The sequence below is a fragment of the Amycolatopsis sp. lyj-346 genome (assembly GCF_046548975.1).
GTDB lineage: Bacteria > Actinomycetota > Actinomycetes > Mycobacteriales > Pseudonocardiaceae > Amycolatopsis.
On sequence record NZ_JAJPWT010000001.1, the window covers coordinates 1,412,652 to 1,433,974 of the forward strand.

Annotated in this window: 23 protein-coding genes and 1 pseudogene; 14 read left to right on the forward strand and 10 right to left on the reverse strand. The window is 72.4% G+C overall.

Translation table 11 applies throughout. The annotated features are described in order from the left end of the window. Window positions 1-7 precede the first annotated feature (7 nt). From ACLJQE_RS06970 to ACLJQE_RS06980, 3 genes are read right to left on the reverse strand one after another with little or no spacing between them, the layout of a single operon-like run. Window positions 8-892 (reverse strand): oxygenase MpaB family protein, encoded by an 885-nt coding sequence (locus tag ACLJQE_RS06970; RefSeq protein WP_410638151.1) that lies wholly within the window; start codon window positions 890-892, stop codon window positions 8-10. Beyond that, a complete protein-coding gene (locus tag ACLJQE_RS06975) occupies window positions 892-1,467 on the reverse strand; it encodes a TetR/AcrR family transcriptional regulator (protein WP_410638153.1) in 576 nt (191 codons plus the stop codon). The genes ACLJQE_RS06970 and ACLJQE_RS06975 overlap by 1 nt, the downstream gene beginning before the upstream one ends. Beyond that, a complete protein-coding gene (locus tag ACLJQE_RS06980; protein ID WP_410638154.1) occupies window positions 1,434-2,810 on the reverse strand; it encodes an amidase in 1,377 nt (458 codons plus the stop codon). Before ACLJQE_RS06980 ends, ACLJQE_RS06975 begins: the two co-directional genes overlap by 34 nt. A 244-nt stretch (window positions 2,811-3,054) precedes the next feature. Here ACLJQE_RS06980 and ACLJQE_RS06985 point away from each other — a divergent pair, with 244 nt between their 5' ends. Then, a complete protein-coding gene (locus tag ACLJQE_RS06985) occupies window positions 3,055-4,083 on the forward strand; it encodes a D-cysteine desulfhydrase family protein (RefSeq protein ID WP_410638155.1) in 1,029 nt (342 codons plus the stop codon). Window positions 4,084-4,161: 78 nt separating this feature from the next. Here ACLJQE_RS06985 and ACLJQE_RS06990 read toward each other — a convergent pair. Together ACLJQE_RS06990 and ACLJQE_RS06995 are read right to left on the reverse strand one after the other, a co-directional pair. Next, window positions 4,162-4,728 (reverse strand): annotated as a pseudogene (locus ACLJQE_RS06990) (DUF998 domain-containing protein); the annotation flags it as partial. Window positions 4,729-4,763: 35 nt separating this feature from the next. Beyond that, window positions 4,764-5,549 carry a protein phosphatase 2C domain-containing protein gene (locus ACLJQE_RS06995; RefSeq protein WP_410638157.1) on the reverse strand — a complete coding sequence of 262 codons (786 nt, stop codon included), beginning with the start codon at window positions 5,547-5,549 and terminating at the stop codon, window positions 4,764-4,766. Window positions 5,550-5,640: 91 nt separating this feature from the next. On the opposite strand from ACLJQE_RS06995, the gene ACLJQE_RS07000 reads away from it, so the two are divergent. Next, complete coding sequence (locus ACLJQE_RS07000; RefSeq protein WP_004559389.1) at window positions 5,641-5,850, forward strand: sigma factor-like helix-turn-helix DNA-binding protein; 210 nt, start codon at window positions 5,641-5,643, stop codon at window positions 5,848-5,850. Continuing rightward, window positions 5,850-6,377 carry a Clp protease N-terminal domain-containing protein gene (locus ACLJQE_RS07005; protein ID WP_410638159.1) on the forward strand — a complete coding sequence of 176 codons (528 nt, stop codon included), beginning with the start codon at window positions 5,850-5,852 and terminating at the stop codon, window positions 6,375-6,377. The genes ACLJQE_RS07000 and ACLJQE_RS07005 overlap by 1 nt, the downstream gene beginning before the upstream one ends. Here the strand turns inward: ACLJQE_RS07005 and ACLJQE_RS07010 are convergent. Continuing rightward, complete coding sequence (locus tag ACLJQE_RS07010) at window positions 6,374-7,021, reverse strand: YczE/YyaS/YitT family protein (RefSeq protein ID WP_410638161.1); 648 nt, start codon at window positions 7,019-7,021, stop codon at window positions 6,374-6,376. The two genes, ACLJQE_RS07005 and ACLJQE_RS07010, sit on opposite strands and share 4 nt — an antisense overlap. Window positions 7,022-7,083: 62 nt before the next feature. On the opposite strand from ACLJQE_RS07010, the gene ACLJQE_RS07015 reads away from it, so the two are divergent. After that, window positions 7,084-8,538, forward strand: coding sequence for a PLP-dependent aminotransferase family protein (locus ACLJQE_RS07015; protein WP_410638163.1), 1,455 nt, complete (start codon window positions 7,084-7,086; stop codon window positions 8,536-8,538). Window positions 8,539-9,033: 495 nt separating this feature from the next. Here the strand turns inward: ACLJQE_RS07015 and ACLJQE_RS07020 are convergent, their stop codons facing one another. Further along, on the reverse strand, window positions 9,034-10,530 hold the full coding sequence (locus tag ACLJQE_RS07020) for a hypothetical protein (RefSeq protein WP_410638165.1): 1,497 nt from the start codon (window positions 10,528-10,530) through the stop codon (window positions 9,034-9,036). A 750-nt stretch (window positions 10,531-11,280) separates the two neighbouring features. After that, on the reverse strand, window positions 11,281-12,447 hold the full coding sequence (locus ACLJQE_RS07025) for a pyridoxal phosphate-dependent aminotransferase (protein ID WP_410638167.1): 1,167 nt from the start codon (window positions 12,445-12,447) through the stop codon (window positions 11,281-11,283). A 29-nt stretch (window positions 12,448-12,476) separates the two neighbouring features. Here ACLJQE_RS07025 and ACLJQE_RS07030 point away from each other — a divergent pair, with 29 nt between their 5' ends. Beyond that, on the forward strand, window positions 12,477-13,775 hold the full coding sequence (locus ACLJQE_RS07030; RefSeq protein ID WP_410638169.1) for a DUF445 domain-containing protein: 1,299 nt from the start codon (window positions 12,477-12,479) through the stop codon (window positions 13,773-13,775). Window positions 13,776-13,988: 213 nt separating this feature from the next. Here the strand turns inward: ACLJQE_RS07030 and ACLJQE_RS07035 are convergent, their stop codons facing one another. Then, on the reverse strand, window positions 13,989-14,459 hold the full coding sequence (locus ACLJQE_RS07035; protein ID WP_410638170.1) for a CGNR zinc finger domain-containing protein: 471 nt from the start codon (window positions 14,457-14,459) through the stop codon (window positions 13,989-13,991). Window positions 14,460-14,549: 90 nt separating this feature from the next. Between ACLJQE_RS07035 and ACLJQE_RS07040 the strand changes: the two genes are divergently transcribed. From ACLJQE_RS07040 to ACLJQE_RS07050, 3 genes are read left to right on the forward strand one after another with little or no spacing between them, the layout of a single operon-like run. Beyond that, on the forward strand, window positions 14,550-14,918 hold the full coding sequence (locus tag ACLJQE_RS07040) for a VOC family protein (RefSeq protein ID WP_410638172.1): 369 nt from the start codon (window positions 14,550-14,552) through the stop codon (window positions 14,916-14,918). Between the two features lie 36 nt (window positions 14,919-14,954). After that, on the forward strand, window positions 14,955-15,329 hold the full coding sequence (locus ACLJQE_RS07045) for a zf-TFIIB domain-containing protein (protein WP_410638173.1): 375 nt from the start codon (window positions 14,955-14,957) through the stop codon (window positions 15,327-15,329). A 1-nt stretch (window position 15,330) separates the two neighbouring features. Continuing rightward, a complete protein-coding gene (locus ACLJQE_RS07050; protein ID WP_410638175.1) occupies window positions 15,331-15,942 on the forward strand; it encodes an AAA family ATPase in 612 nt (203 codons plus the stop codon). A gap of 35 nt (window positions 15,943-15,977) precedes the next feature. Here the strand turns inward: ACLJQE_RS07050 and ACLJQE_RS07055 are convergent, their stop codons facing one another. Further along, the gene (locus tag ACLJQE_RS07055) at window positions 15,978-17,126 is read right to left on the reverse strand and encodes a methyltransferase domain-containing protein (RefSeq protein WP_410638177.1); all 1,149 of its coding nucleotides are present in this window, start codon (window positions 17,124-17,126) and stop codon (window positions 15,978-15,980) included. Between the two features lie 144 nt (window positions 17,127-17,270). Here ACLJQE_RS07055 and ACLJQE_RS07060 point away from each other — a divergent pair, with 144 nt between their 5' ends. The 6 genes from ACLJQE_RS07060 (at window position 17,271) to ACLJQE_RS07085 (ending at window position 21,218) form a co-directional block, all read left to right on the forward strand. Then, window positions 17,271-17,708 carry a helix-turn-helix domain-containing protein gene (locus ACLJQE_RS07060; protein ID WP_410638344.1) on the forward strand — a complete coding sequence of 146 codons (438 nt, stop codon included), beginning with the start codon at window positions 17,271-17,273 and terminating at the stop codon, window positions 17,706-17,708. Next, the gene (locus ACLJQE_RS07065; RefSeq protein WP_410638179.1) at window positions 17,705-18,394 is read left to right on the forward strand and encodes a hypothetical protein; all 690 of its coding nucleotides are present in this window, start codon (window positions 17,705-17,707) and stop codon (window positions 18,392-18,394) included. Before ACLJQE_RS07060 ends, ACLJQE_RS07065 begins: the two co-directional genes overlap by 4 nt. Window positions 18,395-18,478: 84 nt before the next feature. After that, a complete protein-coding gene (locus ACLJQE_RS07070; RefSeq protein WP_013222364.1) occupies window positions 18,479-18,772 on the forward strand; it encodes a DUF2516 family protein in 294 nt (97 codons plus the stop codon). A 123-nt stretch (window positions 18,773-18,895) separates the two neighbouring features. Further along, complete coding sequence (locus ACLJQE_RS07075; protein ID WP_410638181.1) at window positions 18,896-19,438, forward strand: YbaK/EbsC family protein; 543 nt, start codon at window positions 18,896-18,898, stop codon at window positions 19,436-19,438. Further along, window positions 19,435-19,773: a hypothetical protein gene (locus tag ACLJQE_RS07080; protein ID WP_410638182.1), complete on the forward strand. Its 339-nt coding sequence runs from the start codon at window positions 19,435-19,437 to the stop codon at window positions 19,771-19,773. The genes ACLJQE_RS07075 and ACLJQE_RS07080 overlap by 4 nt, the downstream gene beginning before the upstream one ends. Then, complete coding sequence (locus tag ACLJQE_RS07085) at window positions 19,770-21,218, forward strand: aromatic amino acid lyase (RefSeq protein WP_410638184.1); 1,449 nt, start codon at window positions 19,770-19,772, stop codon at window positions 21,216-21,218. The genes ACLJQE_RS07080 and ACLJQE_RS07085 overlap by 4 nt, the downstream gene beginning before the upstream one ends. The last annotated feature ends 105 nt before the right edge of the window (window positions 21,219-21,323 follow it).

Genomic DNA, 21,323 nt, shown 5'->3' on the forward strand with positions numbered 1-21,323 from the left:
CGAGCTTTCACGTGAAAGTGCCCGGTGGGGCGCCCGGGCCGGCTCGGCGGACCAACGCCCGGTACGCCCGCGGGTGCGCGCGGAACCACACGTTGAGCTTGCCGATCCAGCGCATGTGCGCCGTCCGCAGCCCGGGTGGGATCGGTGCCGCGAACAGCCGCACCGCCGCCGCGAAGCGATCGAAGCGCCGCTGGTCCCGTGGAGTCCACTGTAGACCGAGCCGCGTCCGGAACTCGGCGGGCAGGGTCGCCCGGATCAGGAACAGCTGCCCCCGCGCCTGAGCCCGCCGCAGCGGGAACCACCACCGGTCCGGCAGCCATCCGACCGGCTTGCGCACCGTCCGGATCGTCTCGAACAGCTCGGCTGTCGCGGGGTTCGCCGCGAACCCGGCCACCATCGAGTCGTAGTAGCGCTCGAACGCCGCCCAGTCCGGCGGCAGGTCACGCTCCCGCACGCCGAGCAGCCGCCCGACGTCGCACATCTGCGCGTAGTACTCCATGAGCTCCGATGTGGACAGTGGTCGTCCGAAGAACCGCTGCACGTCAACAGGAACCTTCACCAACGTCGCATGGACCCACGCGTACGCCGACGGATCCAGTGCGCTGTACCGCCGTCCGTCCGCGACGCCGGTGAACGTCCGGTGCAGGGCACGCAACCGCTCGGCTTCCACGCGGGCACCGGAAACGCCGCCGTAGACGTAGATCGACAGCGACGCGCCCGTCCGCATCAGCCGCGTCCAGGGATCCGCCGTGTAGTCCGAATGGTCCCGCACGCCCGCCGCGACGACCGGGTGCGCCACCTGCAGCACCAGCACCTGCCCGGCCAGCAGCACGTCGCGGAAGTCGCCGAAGTACTTCCACGCCGCCGTGCCGCGGACGATCGGCCGGGCCATCAGGCCCCGCGGATCAGCATCACCAGCGGCTCCGCCACCGGGGTGTCCGTCTCGCCGGTGGCCAGGCGCCGCAGCTGCAACCCCGCGATCAGCGCCACCACCGGCCCGGCCAGCCGCCGCGGCTCCGGGACCCCCACCGCCGCCAGGATCGTCACCGCCAGTTCGTCGTACGCCGCGAAGCAGCGCGAAGAAGCTTCGTGCAGCTCGGGATCGCGGGCCGACTGGAGGTACAGCTCGTGCGCGCCGAGCTCGTCGGCGCCGAAGGGCAGCTGCGCGATGACGTGCTCGACGACCGAAGCCGCCTGCTCGATGCTCAGCCCGTCCGCGCGGTAGCCGTCGGCGATCGCGCCGAGCTTCGCCGTCTCCTCCTCGACGAACAGCAGCATCGCCTCGCGCAGCAACGCCGTCTGGCTGGGGAAGTGGTAGGTCAGCGTGCCGAGCGAGACACCGGCGGCGGCGACGATCCGGCGGTTCGTCAGCCCGCCGACCCCGTGCTCCCCGACGACGGTCAGTGCGCCGCGCAGGATGGCGTCCCGGGTGCTTACCAGCTTGTCGCGGGATGCCGCTCCGGCCACCGTTCGACCTCTTCCAGTTGCGCGGCAAGGGAAATCAGCCGCTCCTCGGCGTGCGACGGGCCGAGCAGCTGCGCGCCGAGCGGCAGCCCGTCCGCCGTCTGCCCGGCCGGGACGTTGACCCCCGGCCAGCCCAGCACGTTCCACGGCCAAGCGTACGGGCAGGCGGCGATCATGGCCTGGTCGGTCTCCCAGCCGGACAGCCCGTCGAACGTGCCGACCGGCGGCGGCGGGGTCGCGGTGGTCGGGGTCAGCAGCACGTCGACGCGGCCGAACACCGAGCCGATCCGCCGGTGCAGTCCCGGCTCGAGGGCACGGGCCAGCCGCAGCGCGGGCCCGGCCAGCAGCCGGCCGTGGCCGGCGTTGCTGCGCGTGCGCGGGTCGAGCCCGGCCCGGTCGGGCACCCGCAGCGTCCAGTCGCGGACGCCGGTGAGCGAGCGCGGCAGGAACGTCAGCCCGATGAGCCCGTAGTCCGGCTCGACCTCGACGATCTCGTGGCCCAGTCCGGCCAGCGACTCGGCGAGCCGCCGCACGGCGGCCTCGACGACCGGGTCGAGCCGCGTTTTGGTGGCGGTGAAAGGGATCCGCGTCGACAGCCCGATCCGCAGCTTCCCGGGCTCGCGCCCGGCGGCCGCGCGGAACAGGCCGGGGGTCCCCGCGGCGGCGTCGAGCAGCAGGGCGGCGTCTTCGACCGTGCGGGCCAGCGGACCGAGCACGGTGAGGCCGTGGAACAGTTCGCCGTCGGTCGGGATCCGGCCGCGCTGGGTCTTGATGCCGACGAGCCCGGTCCACGCGGCCGGGATGCGCACCGAACCGGCGCCGTCGGACCCGAGCGCGGCCGCGATGACCCCCGACGCCACCGCGGCCGCGCTCCCGCCCGAAGAACCCCCGGGGGTGTGGCCGGGGTGCCACGGGTTGCGCGTCACGCCGAAGGCCGGGCCCTCGGTGAACGGCCACTGGCCCAGCTCGGGGGTGTTCGTCTTGCCGATGATCACAGCTCCGGCCTCGCGCAGCAGCGCGACGGCGGGCGCGTCGGCCGTCGCGCACGGGAATTCGCCGGCGCAGCCGAACGCGGTGGGCAGGCCGGTGAGGTCGACGTCGTCCTTGATCGCGACCGGCACGCCGAGCAGGGGAGCGCGGTCGCCGGCCTGCCGGCGCCGGTCCGCGTCGGCGGCTTCGGCGCGGGCCTCGTCGTCGCGCAGGGAGCGGAACGCGTTGAGGGTGGGCTGGCTCGCGTGCGCGCGTCCGAGGGCGGCCGCGGTGAGCTCGGCGGAGGTGACCTCACCCGCGGCGAGCTGCGCGGCCTGGGCGGCGAGGCCGGTGAAGTCGAGGCTCGTAGCGGTCATGGCGGCCCCCGGAGGTTCTCGTTCGTTCGAACGAACGTTACCGGATACCGCCGGTCTTCCACCACTCCCCAGCGCCCCGAGGTGGCCTCCGTCGAGGGCGATGGCGGGACGCATGGACGGACAACTTTCATAGGGAAAGTGGCGCTTTTTGGGGCTGATGGGGATGGTGGGGTTGATGTTGTGCTACCAGGGCGGCCTTGGGGCGCGCTTTAGAGTTGGGCGGGTAGCCGAGCCTGGAGGGCTGATGACGTTCGACTTCGCCGGATTCCCCGACGCCGCGCTGGCCGCGATCCCCCGCGTCGACCTGGGCGGCTGGCCGACTCCGCTGCACGAGGCGCCGCGGCTCGGCGAAGCCCTCGGCCTGCCGAACCTCCTGCTCAAGCGCGACGACGTGCACCCGCTCGGCGCCGGCGGCAACAAGCTCCGCAAGCTGGAGTACCACCTCGGCGCCGCCCGGGAGGCCGGCGCCGACACCGTGATCACCTTCGGTGCGCTCCAGACCAACCACGGCCGCCAGACCGCCGCCGCGTGCGCGAAGCTCGGGCTGCGCTGCGAACTCGTGCTCACGGCCAAGGTCCCGCGTGACGGCGAGGCGTACGAACGCGGCGGCAACCTCCCCCTCGACCGGCTCTTCGGCGCCACCGTCCACGTCTGCGCGGACGGGGAGGAAACCGGCCGCACCTACGACCGCCTGGTCGCCGAAGCCGCCGCCGACGGCCGGAAGGCCGTCACGATCCCGGTCGGCGGCTCCAACGACCTTGGCGCGCTCGGTTACGTCCGCGCCACCTACGAACTCGCGAAGCAGCTGGAAGAACGTGGCATCGAGCGGGCCCACCTCGTCGTCCCGCACGCCAGCGGCGGCACCGCGGCCGGGGTTGTCCTGGCCGCCGCGCTTCTCAAGAACCTCGGCGTCGGCATCGCGTGCGTCAGCCACCCGCTCGACGAGGCCACGGAGAACCTGCGCGAGCTGACGGCCGGCGCCGCGAAGCTGCTGGGCCTCGAGCCGCCGTCGCTCGCGCACACGAAAATGAGCGACTCCACGCTCGGCCCCGGCTACGGCATCCCGACCGACGCGGTCTGGGACGCCTTACGGCTCTTCGGCCGCACCGAAGGGGTGGTGCTCGATCCGGTCTACACCGGCAAAGTGGCCGCCGCGCTGGTCGAAGGGGCGGGCCACTTCGCCCCGGACGATCACGTGGTGTTCCTGCACACCGGCGGCATGCCCGGCCTGTACGGCTACGCGCCCGAATTCGCGGCGGCCGTCGAAAGCTGATTCCAGCCGGGTCGCGAGCCACAGCATCGTGCCCAGCAGCACGACGTCGGCGAGCAGCAGCAGCCGCTGCGTGACGCCGATCGGGAAGGCGTCGGAGATTTCGCGGAACGGCCCCACCTCGGCTTCGCTCAGCCGCACGAACACGAAGCTCACGGCGAAGAGCGCGAACGCCCCCGCGGTCAGCCGGATCGCCCGGACCAGCGCCACGCGCTCCGGCCGGCCCCGCAGCGGCTCCAGCAGCGAGATCGCCGCGCCGGGCAGGCTGCAGAACGCGACCAGGCACGCGTAGAGGTGGATTTCGCCGCTGACCGGGTCCGGCGCCTCGGGGTAGCTCGCCGGGAAGATCGCGGCCGCGGCCATCCCGAGCGCCCACAGCGCGAGCAGCAACCGGGTCGTCCGCGACAGCGGTACGCCGGCGGCCAGCAGCGCCCCAAGCACGGCGAGCGACCCGATGGCCAGCGAGAGCACGCTCGCCGCGAGCATCCCCTCGCCGCGGTCGGTCACCGTGTAGCTCGACAGCGTGTCGTACACCGGGTTGCGTGAGCTGACCACGTGCAGCACCACGGCGGTGAACAGGCCCCACCCGATCGCGCCCAGCGCGACGAGCCGCCACGGTCTCGTGCGCTTCCCCGCTTCGATCCCCATACCGTCCAGGGTCGCCGGAAACGCGACGCCCGTGATCAGGGAAGACCCTGATTAACCCCCGAATTGAAATCGACGAGGACCAGAGCCTGGTCGTCGTGCCGCTTCGGCCGGGGCCAGCGTTCGCCGTCCGGATCCTGCTTCTCGGCGGCGCGGACGGCGGCCAGCACGGCGTCCGGCCCGTCGGCGCGGGTGACCGCCAGCACCTCGCGCCAGTCGAACAGTTCGTACTGGTCGACGCCGATGGAGACGCCGTCGCTGGCGAGCAGCACCGCGTCGACGTCGGCCCGCCGCCAGCCGCGCCGGACCGCGTGCGCGGCCGCGCCCGGGTCGGCTTCGGCGACCCAGAAACCGTCGTGGGTGTTGCGGCGGCGGCGGACGTCGGCGCCGGTCTGGAGCATCCCGCGCCGCCGCAGCCGGGCCAGCCGGTCGTCCGAGACGATGTCGACGCCGAAGCCGCCGAAGCCGACCACCGGGCTGTCGGCCAGCACGAGCGCGTCGACGCGGTCTTCGAGCCACCGCACGGCCGCGACCGTGCTCGACGGTGAGCGCTGCGGCCGCAGGCGGTGTTCCGCGGTGACGGCGGCGATCGCGCCGGTCAGTACCTCGGCCAGGTCGGCGCGGGGTGCCGCGCGGAGGTCTTCGGCGAGGCGCCGGGCCAGCTGTTCGGCGTACCAGCCGCCCGGGGGGTGCGAGGGGTCCGACGAGGTGGCGCCGTCGAGGACGAGCACCGCGTTGTCCAGCACGACGACGTGGTCCTCGGTGGGGCGCGGGTGGCCGTCGGCGCCCACCCCGGCCCGCTCGGCGATCGCGATCTCGGGCATCACCCGACTGTACGTCGCTCCTCCGGAGGCTTCGCGCTGAGCGTGTCAACGCGAGTTGACAGCCGGGGAATGTCAACGTAGGTTGACAAGCATGACGGAAGCGACGGATTTGGCCGCCCGGGCGGGTGACCGCGATCCCCGGGTGGGGCTGCGCGCGGTCGCCGCGCTCCGGCGGCTGCTGGAACAACTGGAGGCCGTGCAGGTCCGCAGTGCGCGGGTGCACGGCTGGTCGTGGCAGGAGATCGCCGCCGAGCTGGGGGTCAGCCGGCAGGCCGTGCACAAGAAGTACGGGAGGCACTGATGTTCGAGAGGTTCACGGCCGACGCGCGGATGGCGGTCGTCGAGGCGCAGCTCGTGGCGCGGGAGTCCGGCTCGGTGGAGATCGGGCCCGCCCACCTGCTCGCCGCGTTGGTGAAGACCGGCGTCCAGGTGCTCGCCGAGCTGGGCGTGTCCACCGACGACATCGCGGCCGAACTGGCGCGCACCCGGCGCCGCGGCGGCGTGAGCGACGCCGACGCCGAGGCGCTCACCGAGTTCGGCATCGACGTCGAGCAGATCGTCGAACGCGTCGAGCAGACGCACGGCGAAGGCGCACTGGCCGGACGGCTCGGCCCGGCCAAGCGCGGGCACATCCCCTTCACCGCACAGTCGAAGAAAACCCTGGAGCTGAGCCTCCGGGAAGCCGTCCGGCTGGGCGACAGGCACCTCGGCCAGGAGCACATCCTGCTGGCACTGGCCCAGCAGCGCGGCACCGACGACGTGCTCGCCCGGCACGGCACGGACTACGTGACGCTGCGCCGGGCCGTGCAGCAGCGCAAGGCGGGTTAGTGAACGGCCTGCTGCTCTTCGCGCTGCGGTTCGCGCCACACGACCAGCGGCAGCAGCGCCTGGGTCAGCGGGCCGATGGCCAGCGCGTAGAGCACTGTGCCGAACCCGAGCGTGCCGCCGAGCGCGAACCCGGCGGCGACCACGGTGACCTCGATCCCGGTGCGCACCAGCCGGACCGACCGGCCGGTGCGCGCCGCGAGCCCGGTCATCAGGCCGTCGCGGGCCCCGGGGCCGAGCCGCGCGCCGACGTAGGTGGCGGTCGCCAAGCCGTTCAGCGCGACCCCGCCGGCCAGCAGCGCGATCTGCCAGCCGAGTTCGTGCTGCTCCGGCAGTACCGCCCGGACCAGGTCGACGGTCACCGAAATGACCACGACGTTCGCCACCGTGCCGATCCCGGGCCGCTGGCGCAGCGGGATCCACAGCAGCAGCACGGCCACCGAGATCACGCCGGTCACCGTGCCGAAGGTCAGCCCGGTGTGCTTCATGACGCCTTCGGCCAGCACTCCCCAGGGTTCGAGGCCCAGGTGGGCGCGGGTGAGCATGGCGACGCTCGTGCCGTAGAGGGCGAGGCCGGCGAGCAACTGGACGCTGCGGCGGACGGGGTCGCGGGTGATCCGGACGGGCCGGAGATCGATCTGAGCCACGTTGACCACTATTGACCGTAAGTGGCCTGGTAAACCATAGCCAATTCTGAGATATTGGCCTGATGGAACCCGTGATCCCGCTGGGTGGACGCATTTCCGGGCCGCGATTGGCCGTCATGCTGGGCTCGTGGCGGCAAGGTGGCTCCCGCCAGGGGGCCGCGGACCTGGCCGCGGCGCTCGAACTGCAGGTGCTCGACGGCCAGCTCCCGCTCGGCACCCGGCTGCCCGCCGAGCGCGAGCTGGCCGAGGCGCTCGGAGCGAGCCGGACGCTGATCGGCGGGGCCCTGGACCGGTTGCGGGAGAACGGGTTCGTGGCCAGCCGCCGGGGTGCCGGCTCGTGGATCACCGCACCCGGGCGGCGTCGCCGCGATCAGGTCGTCCCGGACGGCGACGACCTGATCGACTTCGCCCACGCCTCACCGGCGGCTCCGCCCGGCATGGTCACGGCCGTCGACGCGGCCCGCTGCGCCCTCGTCGAGCACCTCGGGCAGCACGGCTACTCCGAGCGCGGCCTGCTGACGCTGCGGGAGAAGATCGCCCGGCGGTACACCGAGCGCGGGCTGCCGACCACGGCCGCGCAGATCATGGTCACCAACGGCGCGCACCACGCGTTCGTGCTGGTCCTGCGGATGCTGACCGGGCCGGGCGACCGGGTGCTGGTGGAACAGCCGACCTACCCGAACGCCCTGGAGGCGATCCGGGCCGCGCACGCCATCCCGGTGCCGGTCGCCCTCGACCCCACCGGCACCCGCGGCTGGGACATCGCCGGCGTCGACGCGGCCCTGCGCCAGGCGTCCCCCCGCCTGGCCTACCTCGTGGTCGACTTCCAGAACCCGACCGGCCTGCGCCTGGACGCGGAGGGCCGCGACCGGCTCGGTGCCGTGCTGTCCCGCGCCCGGACGCCGGTGGTGGTGGACGAGACCCTGGTCGAACTGGACCTCGAAGGCGATCCCCTCGACGGGCCGCCGCCGCTGGCCGCGTTCGCGGGCGACCTGGTGATCTGCGTCGGCTCGGCGTCGAAGTCCCACTGGGGTGGCCTGCGCCTGGGCTGGATCCGCGCGTCGGAGGACCTGCTCGGCCGCCTGGTTTCGGCGCGCTACGCGGTCGACCTCGGCTCGCCGGTCTTCGAGCAGGTCGTGTTCTCGGAACTGCTGGAAGCCGACGGCTGGGCGGCGCTGGCCCGCCGTCGCGAAGACCTGCGAGGCAACCGCGACGCGCTGGCGGAGGCGGTGAACGTGCACCTGCCGGACTGGACGTTCACGCTGCCGAAGGGCGGGTTGTCGCTGTGGTGCCGCATGCCGGAGCCGGTGAGTTCGCGCCTGGCGGTGGCGGCGGCGAGTCACGGGATCCAGGTGGCCCCGGGTTCCCGCTTCGGCGTTCACGGCGGCATGGAGCGCTGGATCCGGCTGCCGTTCGCGTTGCCGCCGGAGAAGATCCGCGAAGCGATCCGCCGCCTCGGCGCGGCGGCGGCGTCGGTCCGGGCGACGCCGGCTTCGCTCGACGCGCCCATCGCATGAACGAACCGGTGCGCTGGATGCGAGCCTCCTCCCAGGGATGGGCGGCGTTCATGTGCATCCAGCGCACCGGTTCGTCGTTCCACACACCCCGCTCACGGACGTGACCCCGTTCGCGGGTGCCGCGGCTTCCCGGCACAGCCCCTCGACGTGCCGGGAAGCCGCAGGCTCAGGTGCGCTCGCGGTACTGCGAGTCCTCGCTCGGCGCGGTGAGCAAGGGCTCCCGGAGCGCACCCGGTGTGGGTCCCGGCGCCGCGGGGGCAGCGCGGCGCCGGGACCGGGATCCGACCCGGCCGGGCGCGGTCGGCCGGTCGGAAAGTTCGTGGGTTCGCATGGTTTTCGCCCCTGGGGTACGTCGGACGCGCCACGGCGTCACGAGACGTGAAAGAGCCACGGATTACGTACTGGAGCAGGGGAAACGTCACGCCTCAACGGCGTGCGGGTGCGCCTTGATGATCTTGATTTGGGCGCACTTGTCCCCGGCTGCCCGGTCGGGGGTCAGTCGGGGGAGGTGGTGGGCAGGGCGGCATCCCTGCCTGCGCCGTCGACTTCGTGGTCGCGGCTGGTGCCGATCAGCTTGAGCTGCGTGGTGGTGACGTCGTCGGTGTGGACGGCGAAAGCGTGGCGGGCGCCGCCGGAACCGTCGTGGCCCGGGGCGGCGGTGGGGGCCGGCGCACTCGGCGCGGTGGTGCCGCCGGGCAGGCCGGGCGTGGAATCGCCGCCCCCGCCGGTGGCGTGGGTGCCGGAGTCACGCGGCTGCTCGTGGACCGGCGGCAACGGCTTCGCGTGCCGGACGACGAAGTGCGTGACCGCGACCCGGGAGGTCTGCGGTGTCGTGGTGATCGTGGGGACCGCGGTGGGGCCGGTCTCCGTGGCCGGCGCCTGGGTGACGACGACCGTCACGCCGGGCACGGTCGCGGTGACGCCGCCGGAGTTCGAGCTGCCGCCGAGCACGGGGGCCAGGATGTCGTCGAGGGGCAGCAGCACGGCCGCACCGGGGTGGCCCGCGGGCGGCTGGGTGAGCGGCGCGAGCACGGTGTGGGACAGCGTGTACGTGACGGCACCGAGGGTGTCCGTGACGGTGGAGAGCGTCCCGCCGACCACCTCGAGGATGCTGCCGACGAGGCCGCCGAGCAGGTCGCCGCCGGACGAAGTGGCCTTCGTGGGTGCTTCGGCGGAGTCCGTTGTGGTCGCTCCGGTGACGGTCTTGAGGGTGCTGCCGACGAGGCCGCCGAGCAGGTTCCCGCTCGAGGAGGTGGCCTGCGGCGCCTCGGCCGGCGAGCTGTCGGAGGAGGCCGCCTTCGTGGTGGCGGGTTCGTCGGTGGAAGAGCTTTCAGCGGACGTCGCGGCGGGCTCGCCGGTGGGCGAGCTTTCCGGCGCGGCGGCGGTGGGCTCCGTGGCGGAAACGCTGTCCGGCGTGGCCGTGGGCTCATCGGTGGAGGAGCCGTCCGGCGTGGCGGTGGGTTCGTCGGTGGAGGAGCTGTCCGGCGTGGCCGCGGGCTCGTCGGTGGAAGTGCTTTCCGAAGACGTGGCGGCCGGCGCTCCGGCGGGCGAGCTGTCCTTTGTGGTCTGGTCCGCCTGCGGCCGCGGCTCACCGGCCGGCGGCTCGTCCGCCGCGCGCGAGCCGGCGCTGTCGGTCTTCGGCTGCAGCGCGCAGGTGGCGTCGCCGGTCTCGTGGTGGCTCCTGCGGTGCCTGGCGTGCCAGAACGGCTTTGCGGCATGGTCCGCGGCGGCATGGTCCACAGTGGAAACCGCGGGGGCCTCGGGGCATACCGGCCGGTCGGCCGCCGAGGCGGTGCTGCCGGACAGCGCGGCGCCGAGCAGCCAGCCCGCGAACGTCAGGCCGCCGGCGACCAGGATCTTGGCGGCGGGCCGCTGCAGCGACGCCGTCCACGGGCGCGGCACGCGTACGCGCGCGTGCAAAGCCGCCGGTTCACGCGGGGTGAGCGCAGGCCGCACGGGAGCGTCGCGGCGCGCGTCCGCCGTGCTGCTCACCGCCACCACCACCGTCCGCGCCTGAGGCTCCCGCGGTTTCCCGCTCGAGCCCGTCCTTGCTGGGTCTTTCTCCGGCCAGGTCGCAGTTCCCCCGGGGCTGCACTCTTTCTAGCACCGCTCGCGAGTCTTTCACCTCTCCCGCGTTCGATCCAGTCCGTAAGGCCCAACGGGCCTACCGCGCAAGGTATCTGCGGCCGACAAGTTGATCACTCTCAGTGCCGTTCGGGTGTTCACCTACGGCCATTCGGACGAGTGCTGCAATTTGCACGTCCCGGGTTGACCTGATGTTTCCCGGGCCGCGGACGCGCATGGTGTCGGCTCGGCTCCGCTCGGTGTGCACCTCGCGCTTTCGGCCGGGCGACCGGAATTCGGCCCGGGATGGGGGACCGGGACTGGGCCGAATGGGTTCCGCACGCGGCTTCGCTTGCCCTGCGCCGAAACCACGTGAGGCCGACCGGCGCGGGACCCGGCTGCGGTCCGTGATCACGAAGCCGCCGGCCGGCTGTCCGCGAGGCCTCCGGTGCGGCGGGTGCCCGCCAGGGGGAGCACCGCGCGGCGGCTCTGCTCACGCCCTGCCGCAACCATCGCGGAAGCCGTCGTCGCCGTCGCGGAGCGTGACGACCCGGAGCGGCAAGTGGTGGACGCGCGGCCCGGCCCGGTCGGCCGCCGGAACGCCGGCCGAGCCGGAGCCGCACCCGGTGCCGCGCCGGAACGGCCGCCGAAGACGTCTACTCAGCCGGTGCGCGGTGATCAGACCAGTTTGCGCAACCGGGTGATGGCCTCGTCGATGACTTCGTTGCGCTTGCAGAACGCGAAACGCAGCAGGTGTTTCCACTCGTCCGGGTGATCGGTGAACACCTTCACCGGCACCGCCGCGACCCCGACCCGGCCCGGCAGTTCCCAGGCCAGATCGGCCGCGTCGGTGAAGCCGAGCGGCCGCACGTCGACGCAGACGAAGTAGGTGCCCGCCGTCGGCCGGACGGCGAACCCGGCGTCCGCGAGCCCGGCCGAAAGCCGGTCGCGCTTCTCCTGCAGCGATCCGCGCAGGCCGTCGACCCAGGGCAGCTCGTGGTCGAGCGCGTGCGCGACGGCCGGCTGCAGCGGGCCGCCCGACACGAAGGTGATGAACTGCTTCGCCGCCTTCACCGCCGCGACGAGCTCCGGCGTCGAGCAGACCCAGCCGATCTTCCAGCCCGTGCAGTTGAACGTCTTGCCGGCGCTGGAGATGCTCACCGTCCGCGGCCGCATGCCGGGCAGCGTGACCAGCGGGATGTGCTCGGCGTCATCGAAGACCAGGTGCTCGTACACCTCGTCGCAGACGGCGATGAGGTCGTGGTCGACGCACAGGGCGGCGAGCGCTTCCAGCTCGGCGCGGGTGAACACGGTGCCGGTCGGGTTGTGCGGCGAGTTCACCAGGATCGCCCTGGTCCGCGGCGTGACGGCGGCGCGCAGGCCGTCGACGTCGAGGCCGAACCGGCCGTCCGGGCCCTCGACCAGGCCGACGACCCGGCGTTCGGCGCCCGCCATCGCGACCGCGGCGGCGTAGGAGTCGTAGTACGGCTCGATGACGATGACCTCGTCGCCGGGCTCGGTCAGCGCCAACAGTGCTGCCGCAATGGCCTCGGTGGCGCCCGCGGTGACCAGGATCTCGGTGTCCGGGTCGTACTCGGTGCCGTAGCGCAGCCGGTGCCGCGCGATCGCGGCCCGCAGCTCGGGCCGCCCGGGCCCCGGCGGGTACTGGTTCGCCCCGCCGAACAGGGCGTTCTTCGCCGCTTCGAGCATGCTGTCCGGGCCGTCGGTGTCCGGGAAGCCCTGGCCGAGGTTGACGGCGTCGTGCCGGACGGCCAGGGCCGTCATCTCGGCGAAGATGGTCGACGTGAACGGCCGGAGCCGGGGGACGAGAGCAGGTTCGCGCACGATCAGCCATCCTCACGGACAATGGCGATGTGGAGCAACTGACCCCCGCGAAGGTGACGCCCGCCGACCCACCGGGCGGCGCGGCCGGTGAAGAGGAAAAGCGGCGTTCGCTGCGCAAGATGAAGCTCGTCGCGCTGTCGTTCCTGCTCGGCGCCACGCTCTTGTTCCTGCTGGCCAGCTGGGCGCAGGCGAGCGGCTGGCCGGGCTGGGTCGGGTACGTGCGCGCCGCGGCCGAGGCCGGCATGGTCGGCGCGCTGGCCGACTGGTTCGCCGTCACGGCGCTGTTCCGGCACCCGCTCGGGCTGAAGATCCCGCACACGGCGATCATCCCGAACAAGAAGGACGCGCTGGGCAGCAGCCTCGGCGACTTCGTCGGGTCGAACTTCCTCTCCGAGGAGGTCATCCGCGACAAGCTCAAGCGCGTCGAGATCGCTCGCCGCCTGGGTGCGTGGCTCGCCGAGCCCGACAACGCCGAGCGCGTGACGTCCGAGCTGGCCACGGTGGTCCGCGCCGCCGTGAAGGTGCTCCGCGACGAGGACGTCCAGGCGATCATGGAGCAGGCCGTCGCGCGCCGGATCATCGACAAGCCGTGGGGCCCGCCGCTGGGCAAGCTCCTGCAGGGCGTGTTCGCCGACGGCGCGCACCACAAGCTCGTGGACCTGATGTGCGACCGCGGCTACGAGTGGGTGCGCGACAACCACACGACGATGCTGCGCGTGGTGTCGGACCGGGCGCCGAGCTGGTCGCCGAAGTTCGTCGACGAGATGCTGGCGGACAAGGTCTACGGCGAGGTGCTGTCCTTCGCGTGGGCGGTGAAGACCGACGTCAACCACCCGATGCGGCTGGCGCTGGACAAGTTCCTGGGCGAATTCGCCCAGGACCTGCAGACCAACCCGGACGTGATGGCCCGCGCCGAGCAGGTGAAGGGCCAGATCGTGCACCACGAGGAGGTCCAGCGGCTGATCGGCTCGGCGTGGAGCACGGCGAAGGAGATGCTGCTGACCGCGGCCGAGGACCCGTCGAGCGAGCTGCGCCGGCGCGTCCGGCTCGGGCTCACGTCGCTCGGGCAGCGGCTGATCACCGACGACCACCTGCGCGCGAAGGCCGACGGCTGGGTCGAGGGGGCCGCGGCGTACCTCGTGAAGAACTACTCACGGGAGATCACCACGATCATCACCGACACGGTCGAGCGGTGGGACGCCGAGGAGACGTCCCGCAAGATCGAGCTCCAGGTGGGCCGCGACCTGCAGTTCATCCGGATCAACGGCACGGTGGTGGGCGCGCTCGCCGGGCTCGTCATCTACGCCGTCGCGGAGCTGCTGTTCTGACGGCCACTGCCTATACCACACCCGGGGGACCTTCAAACCAGTTGTCCACAGGAAGCTGAGTTATCCCCCGGGTTATCCACAGCTTTTCACGGTGATGGCCTAATGGCTGTCCACAACGTGTGGGGGCCGGGCGGCCCGGGGCGTGGATATGTGGTGCATCGTCCCCCAGTTGTCCACAGCCGTTCGAGGGTCCGCCGCTCGGATGAGGACGGCTCAGCCCGCGCCGGCGCGGGCGCGCCAGCCTCGCGCCTTCTCGCGGTTGCCGCAGACGCGCATCGAGCACCACGTGCGCGAGCGGTTGCGCGACTCGTCGTAGAACGCCCAGAGACAGGTGTCGGCGGGGCAGATCTTCAGCCGGACCCAGTCGCCGCGCACGACCAGCCGCGCGCAGGCCGCGAACACCGCGCCGACGACGTCGTCCGCGACGAGCGCGGGGCCGTCGGCGGTGAGCGAGATCCGGGTGTCGACGTTGACGACGGCGCCGCTGCCGCCGCGCAGCCGCGGGTCGCCGATCGCCGCGCGCAAGGCGTCCCGCGCCGCGCGGGCCTCGGCGGCCGGATTCGCCGCCAAGGCGTGCGCGGCCGCCCACTCGTGCCACTGCCCGGGATCTTCGAGCAGGTCAGTGCCCTCTTCGACGTTGACCGTGTTGAGGAACTCCACCACCAGGGAGGCGTCGGTGTGCACCTGCCGAGTGTACGGCGGCCGGTGGTTGCCCCTCGGCCCACTAACCCACATAATCAGTTCACTGGTTACTCACGATCGAAGGGAGCGACGATGAGTGCGGTACCGACCCTGGGTGTGGTGGCCCTCGACTGCCCTGACCCGGTGGCGCTGGCCGGGTTCTACCGAGCGGTGCTGGAGTGGGAGGCGCCCGACGTGGCCGAGGACGGGCACTGGGTGACGCTGGCCAACCCCGCGGGTGGCGCGGGCATCGCGTTCCAGCGGGTGCCCGACTACCGGCCGCCGGCGTGGCCGTCCGCGGAGAACCCGCAGCAGGTGCACCTGGACCTGAACGTCACGGATCTGGAAGCGGCGCACGAACGCGTGCTCGGGCTGGGGGCGAAACTGCTGGACGACGCGCCGGAGACGTTCCGCGTCTACGCAGATCCGGTGGGGCACCCGTTCTGTCTCTGCGCGTGCTGAAGGACAGCGCTGTCGTTTATGCGTAGGCTCTGATATGTGATTTGTCCGAAGTGCCAGAACCAGATGCGGACCGTTGACAAGAACGGCGTCCACATCGACCAGTGCGAGGGCTGCCGCGGGATCTTCCTGGACCGCGGCGAACTCGAGGCCATCTCCGGCGCGGAGAGCTCGTTCTACGGGCACCAGCCGCCGCCCTACCAGGGAGGTCCGGCGCCGACGGCGCACTACGGCCGTCCCGACTCGCCACGCCCGTACCGCGGGGGTGGCGGCCACCCGGATTCGCCCAAGGGCTACCGGGGTGGCTACGCGGACTCCCCCAAGGGGTACCGCGGTCATTCGGATTCGCCGCGCCCGTACGGGCACGGCGGCGGCCACCGCAAGCGCGGCTTCCTCGAGAACCTCTTCGACTGAGGTGGGGCTCGACCTGCGGATCTGCCCGTCGTGCGGCGACCGGGCAGACCGCCCGGTCGTCGCGGGCTCCGTCGTCACCTGCGGGAAGTGTGGACACGAGTGGCCGTTCCGGAAGCTGCCGCTGTTCGCGCTGACGGGGCCGAGCGGCGCCGGGAAGTCGACGATGGGGCCGCTGCTGGCCGAGCGCTTCGCCGGCGACGTCGTCGTGCTGGAGCAGGACATCCTTTGGCTCAGCGGCCTGCGCGACGACGTCGCGGCGTTCCGCTCGGCCTGGCTGCGGATGGCGGCGGTGCTGCACCAGAACGGCCGCCCGGTCGTGCTGTGCGGCACCGTCGCGCCGCCGGAGTTCGAGCCGTTGCCGGAGCGCGCGTTCTTCAGCCACATCCACTACCTGGCCCTCGTCGGCTCACCCGAGTCGTTGCGGGCCCGGCTGCGGGCGCGTCCGGCGTGGCGCGAGTGGGACGAGCCCCGGATCGAGGAGATGCTGGAGTTCAACGACTGGCTGCAGAAGTCGGCGTCCGAACTCGGCGTGGACCTCTTCGACACGACGGACGTCCCCGTGGCGGCGACCGCCGACCACGTCGAGAAGTGGATCCGCGCGCGGCTGCCCTGACCCCGGGGGGCACTTTCACGTGAAAGTGCCCCGCGTCAGAGGAGGGGCCAGGTGCGGCCGCCGGGGGAGTCGAGCCAGAACTCCTGACGGTCGCCGGTCACGGTGACCCCGAACCGGTCGCGGTCCGGCTTGTCCAGCTCGCACCACTCGACGTAGGCGGCCTCGGCGAGCTCCCACAGCGCCCGCGGGCCGCCCTGGGCGACCTCGTCGGCGCCGCCGCGCTTGCGGTGGCGCACCCACGAGCCGTCCGGGTGGACCAGCGCGACGCCCGGTGCTTCGTCGTCGTCGCCTTCGCGCACCGGACGGACGCCGGGCAGCGCCAGCCCGGCGAAGAACTCGAACTGCCTGCGCGGCTGGAGCACGGTCGACATCGGCAGCCGTGTCTGCTCCCAATCGCCGCGCGAGGGCATCGGCAGCGGGCCGGTCTCCGGTAGCCGGTGCGCACGCAGCGGCATGAACCGGCCGTCGCGCGCGAGGACGCGGCCCTGCGCGGTGCCGTCTTCACCGGCGACGAGCCGGACCAGCCCGGCGCCGATCGGGCGGTTGAGCGTCGTCACGATCAGCCCGCCCGGTGCGGTCTGCGCCGGCCAGGCCGGCGGGATCGACGTCACCGAAGCCGTGCACAGCACCCGGTCGAAGACCTTGCCCGCCGGGAAGCCGAGCGCGCCGTCGCCCACCGCGCACGCCGGGTGGTAGCCCGCCGCGGCCAGCCGCTCGCGCGCCGCCGTGACGATCACCGGGTCGATGTCCACTGTGGACACCTGACCGGCGCCGCAGCGGTGGCTGAGCAGCGCGGCGTTGTACCCGGTGCCGGTGCCGATCTCGAGCACGCAGTGCCCGTCGCGCACCCGCAGCTCTTCGAGCATGATCGCCATGATCGAGGGCATGCTCGACGAGCTCGTCGGCGTGCCCGTGACCGGGCCGGTGCGCCGGGCGAGCTCCCAGCGGCCGGGGTCGTCGTCGAGCTGCGTCACCAGCACGTCGCGGGAGTAGACGGTCTCCAGCCAGCCCGGGTCGCCGCGGTCGACCGCCGCCCACAGCCCGCCCGCCGGCACGAAGAACCGCGGCAGGAAGACGTGGCGGGGAACCGCGCGGAAGGCGGCGATCCACTCCGGCGCGTGCAGGACGTCCTCGTCGAGGAGGTGCTCGACGAGGCGTCGCCGCAGCCGGGCCGAGCGCGTCATGGGACCACGGTAGCGGTGAGCGTCACACCCGATGGTTGCAAGCAGAGTGCTTGCAATAGCTAGCACTCGCGCGTACCGTCGAAAGTGTCGCGAGGAGGTGACCGGATGGCAGAGACCGGTGGGACGTCAGGATCCGGCAGTCCCATGGAGAAGGTCGCGGACATCGCTTCCGACATCGGCGAGTACATCCGCCAGCAGCGCAACACCGCGAAGATCTCGTTGCGCCAGCTGTCGAAGCTCGCCGGCGTGTCCAACCCGTACCTGAGCCAGATCGAGCGCGGGGTGCGCAAGCCCAGCGCGGAGATCCTGCAGCAGATCGCCAAGGGCCTGCGCATTTCGGCGGAAGCGCTGTACGTGCAGGCCGGGATCCTCGACCTGCCGACGGGCGGGCCGGTGGGCGACGCGATCCGCGCCGACGCCGAGCTGACCGAACGGCAGAAACAGGTCCTGCTCGACGTCTACGAGTCCTTCCGCCGGGAGAACGCCGCGGCACGGCCGGCCGCCGGAGCTTCTCCCGCCCCGGAGACCCCCAGCACCACGGACACCCCAGACACCGCCGCGAACACCAAGGAGTCAGCATGACCACCCCCAAGACCGAAGACGTCAAGAAGGCCGTCAACACTGCCCTCGACCAGGTCCGCACCCCGCTGCTCGCCGCGCTCGGCGCCGGCAACCTGGCCACCCACGCCGTCACCGACGCCGTGGCGAAGGCCAAGGAGAACGTGACCAAGAGCGGCGAGGTCGCCCGCAAGAACCTGCAGGAGCTGCCGACCGACGTCGAGAGCATCCGCGAGAAGCTGGACCCGGCCGAGCTGCGCAAGGTCATCGACGAGTACACCGAGGCCGCGCTCAAGCTGTACAACAAGCTGGCCGAGTCGGGCGAGCAGGCGTGGGACAAGATCGCCGCGCAGCCGCAGGTCAAGAAGGCCATCGAGCAGCTCGAAGAGGCGCTGACCACCGCGCAGGGCCAGGTCGAGGACGTGACCACCGAGGTCCGCGAGCGCGTCGACGGCGTGCTGGCCAAGGTCACCAAGCGCACCCGTTCGGCCGGCGAGAAGACCGCCCGCAAGGTGACCGAGGTCGCCGGCGACGCGGCCGACGCCATCGAGGAGCTGGGTGACGACGTCGCCCACGAGACCCGTTCGGCCAGCCGCCGCGTCGCGAACAAGACGGCCCCGAAGACGGCCGCCCCGGCCCGCCGCACGACCACGACGACCACCACCAGCGCCGCCGCCAAGAAGCCGGCCGCGCCGAAGACCGACAAGTGACATCGCCGTGAACTCCCGGCCCCGTCACCGGACCTCCGGTGGCGGGGCCGGGGTCGTTCGGGTGGTTTGCCGTAAGCTGTCGCTGTGCTAGTCGCCATCTGGATCCTCAATGTCATCCACTGGGGCAGCGCGCTGGTCGGGCTCTTCGCCTTCGTGCACGCGCTGCTCCAGCGCGCCGACGCGTACTCCGCGGCCGACCGCAAGACCAAGCCCATCTGGATGCTCATCACCGGCGGCGCGACACTCGCCATGGTGCTGTTCCCCGTGATGGGCCCCGGGATGATCTTCTATGTGCCCGCCATGGCCGCGGCCTTGGTCTACATCGTGGACGTCCGCCCGAAGCTGATCGAGGTCCAGCGCGGCGGCTCAAGCTGGTGAACCGGGCCGCGCACGCCGGGTAGCGCCGCGCCGCCTTCGATGCGCCGCACCGCCCCCGCCCCCCGTCGGCTGTGCCTCCTTCCCGCCCCGGCCGCTCCGGCGGGGCGCTGTTTTAATGGGGTCGTGACCTGGACGATCGCCGGGAGCCTCACCGTCGTTCCCGCCCCCACGCGTACTGACCTGCTTGCCGAGCCCGTGGCCAAGGCGCTGGCCGCGCTCGCCGATCCGGACGCCGTCGGCGTCGCGGAGATCGATCCGTCGCTCGCCGACACCGCCGCCTTCTGCGAGGCCTACGGCTCGCCGCTCGAGGCGTCCGCGAACTGCGTCGTCGTCGTCGGCAAGCGCGCAGGCGAAGTCCGCTTCGCGGCTGCGCTCGTGCTCGCGACCACCCGTGCCGACGTCAACGGCGTCATCAAGCGCCGCCTCGACGTCCGCAAGGCGTCGTTCGCGCCGATGGACGAAGCCGTCTCGCTGACCGGGATGGAGTACGGCGGCATCACGCCGGTCGGCCTGCCCGCCGAATGGCCCATCCTGCTCGACCGCCGCGTCGCCGACGCAGCCGAGCTCGTCATCGGCAGCGGGATCCGCGGCAGCAAGCTGCTGATCTCCGGCGCCGCGCTGGCCGCACTGCCCGGCGCGGAGGTCGTCGAGGACCTCGCCCGGTGACGTCCGTCTGGCTCCGGTACCTGACCGGGGCCGACATCGACGCGCTCGGTGTCACGGACGCCGACATCGTCGGCGCGGTCGAGGACGTGCTCGCCGACCACGGCCGCGGCCAGGTCGTCTTCGAGCCGCGTACGCACCTCGTGCCGGACAACGGCGGCAAGGGCCACTTCAACATCCTTCGCGGTCACCTGTCCGCGATGCAGGTGAGTGGCGTGAAGGTCGTCGGTGACTTCGTGGGGAATTTCGAACGGGCCACAACGGACATTGCGGTGGCGAACCTGATCCTCGCTCGTGCCGAGGCTTCCGGCGTCGGCACCAGGTTGCCCTACCGATGATCGTCTCCGACAGCGAGTTCGCCGAGAGTGAACGGTTGATTCTGGACAAACCGCTGGTAGAGGCCCTGAAGCGGCGCCGGGACGAGGTCTTGACGGCGCTTGCGGAGCCCGGAAAGCCGGTCTACGGGGTCACCACGGGAATGGGCCGGCTCGCGGGTGTCGCGCTCGACGCGGACCAGCAGGCCGAACACCAGCGGAACCTGCTGATCGGCCGCGCCGTCGGCGGGCCGCCGTGGCTGCCGCCCGAAGACGTCCGCGCGCTGCTCGTCGTCCGGCTGCGCGACTTCCTGCGGCCGTGGTCGGGGGTGAGCCCCGAGCTGGTGCAGTTCCTGGTGGACCGGGTGAACGACGGTTTCACGCCCGCTGTCCCGCGCTTCGGGCTCGGCAGTTCGGGCGAGATCATCGCGCTGTCGCACGCGTTCCAGACGTTCCTGGGCATCGGCACGGTATTGGAGGACGGCGTCGAAGTGCCGGCCGCTTCGGCGCTTGCCGCACGGGGTGCTGCGCCTTATGCGCTTGGGCCGAAGGAAGGTGCCTCGCTACTGCAGGGTTCGCCGCTGGCGGTGATGCACGCCGCGCGCGGCTGGACCGAAACCGGGCAGCTCATCGACCTGCAGACGCTCACCGCGGCGATGGCGATCGACGTGCTCGGCGCGCCGCGTGCGGTGTTTTCCCCGGTCATGGCGGGCGGCGACGAACACCTGCGGACGTTGCTGGACGAGCTGACCGGGCTGGTGGGCATCGGCCCGGTGCGGCCCGGCCTGGTGCAGGCCCCGCTTTCGGTGCGGGTCGCGCCGCGGGCGCTGGCGCACGCCTCCCGCGTCAACGGCGACTTGCACGAGACGCGGCGGCGCTGGGAGACGACGCCGGGCGATTCGCCGTCCTTCGTCGACGGTGAGTTCGTTCCGGGGACGGGGTACCACGCGGTGGACCTGGGGTTGCGGATGGACGCGGTGACGGCCGCGCTGGTGCACCTCGGCGAAATCTCGGTGCAGCGGACGCACCGGCTGCTGGACGAGCGGTTCAGCGGGTTGCCGCCGCAGCTCACGGCCGATCCGGGGCCGCGGGCGGGGCTGGCCCCGCTGCACAAGCGGGCGGCCGGCGAACTGCACGCACTGCGCCGGCTCGCGGCACCGGCGACCCTCGGTTCGATCGACACGTCGGCAGGCCAGGAGGACGTGCAAGCGTTTGCGGCGGCGGCCGGCGAGCAATTGCGCGCGGCGGCTTCGCACCTTTTCGCGATCACGGCGTGCGAACTGATCACGGCGTCCCAGGCCCGGCACTTGGCCGGCGGCGACGGTGCGCCGGGACTTCGCGCGGCTTACGGGTGGGTGCGGTCGGTCGTGCCGCCGCTGGACGAAGACCGCCCGTTGGGGCCCGAAGCCGAGCGGCTGATCGCGGCTTGCCGGTCGGCCTTCTTCAACGACCTGGCGACGCTTACCTGAATCCGCCCCGCTTTCGACGCCGGCCACCTCGGCCCGCGGGGGCGCCCCCCGTCTCGACACTATCGCGCGGCGCCCACGATTTCGGGGCTCCGGCAGCGAAATCCA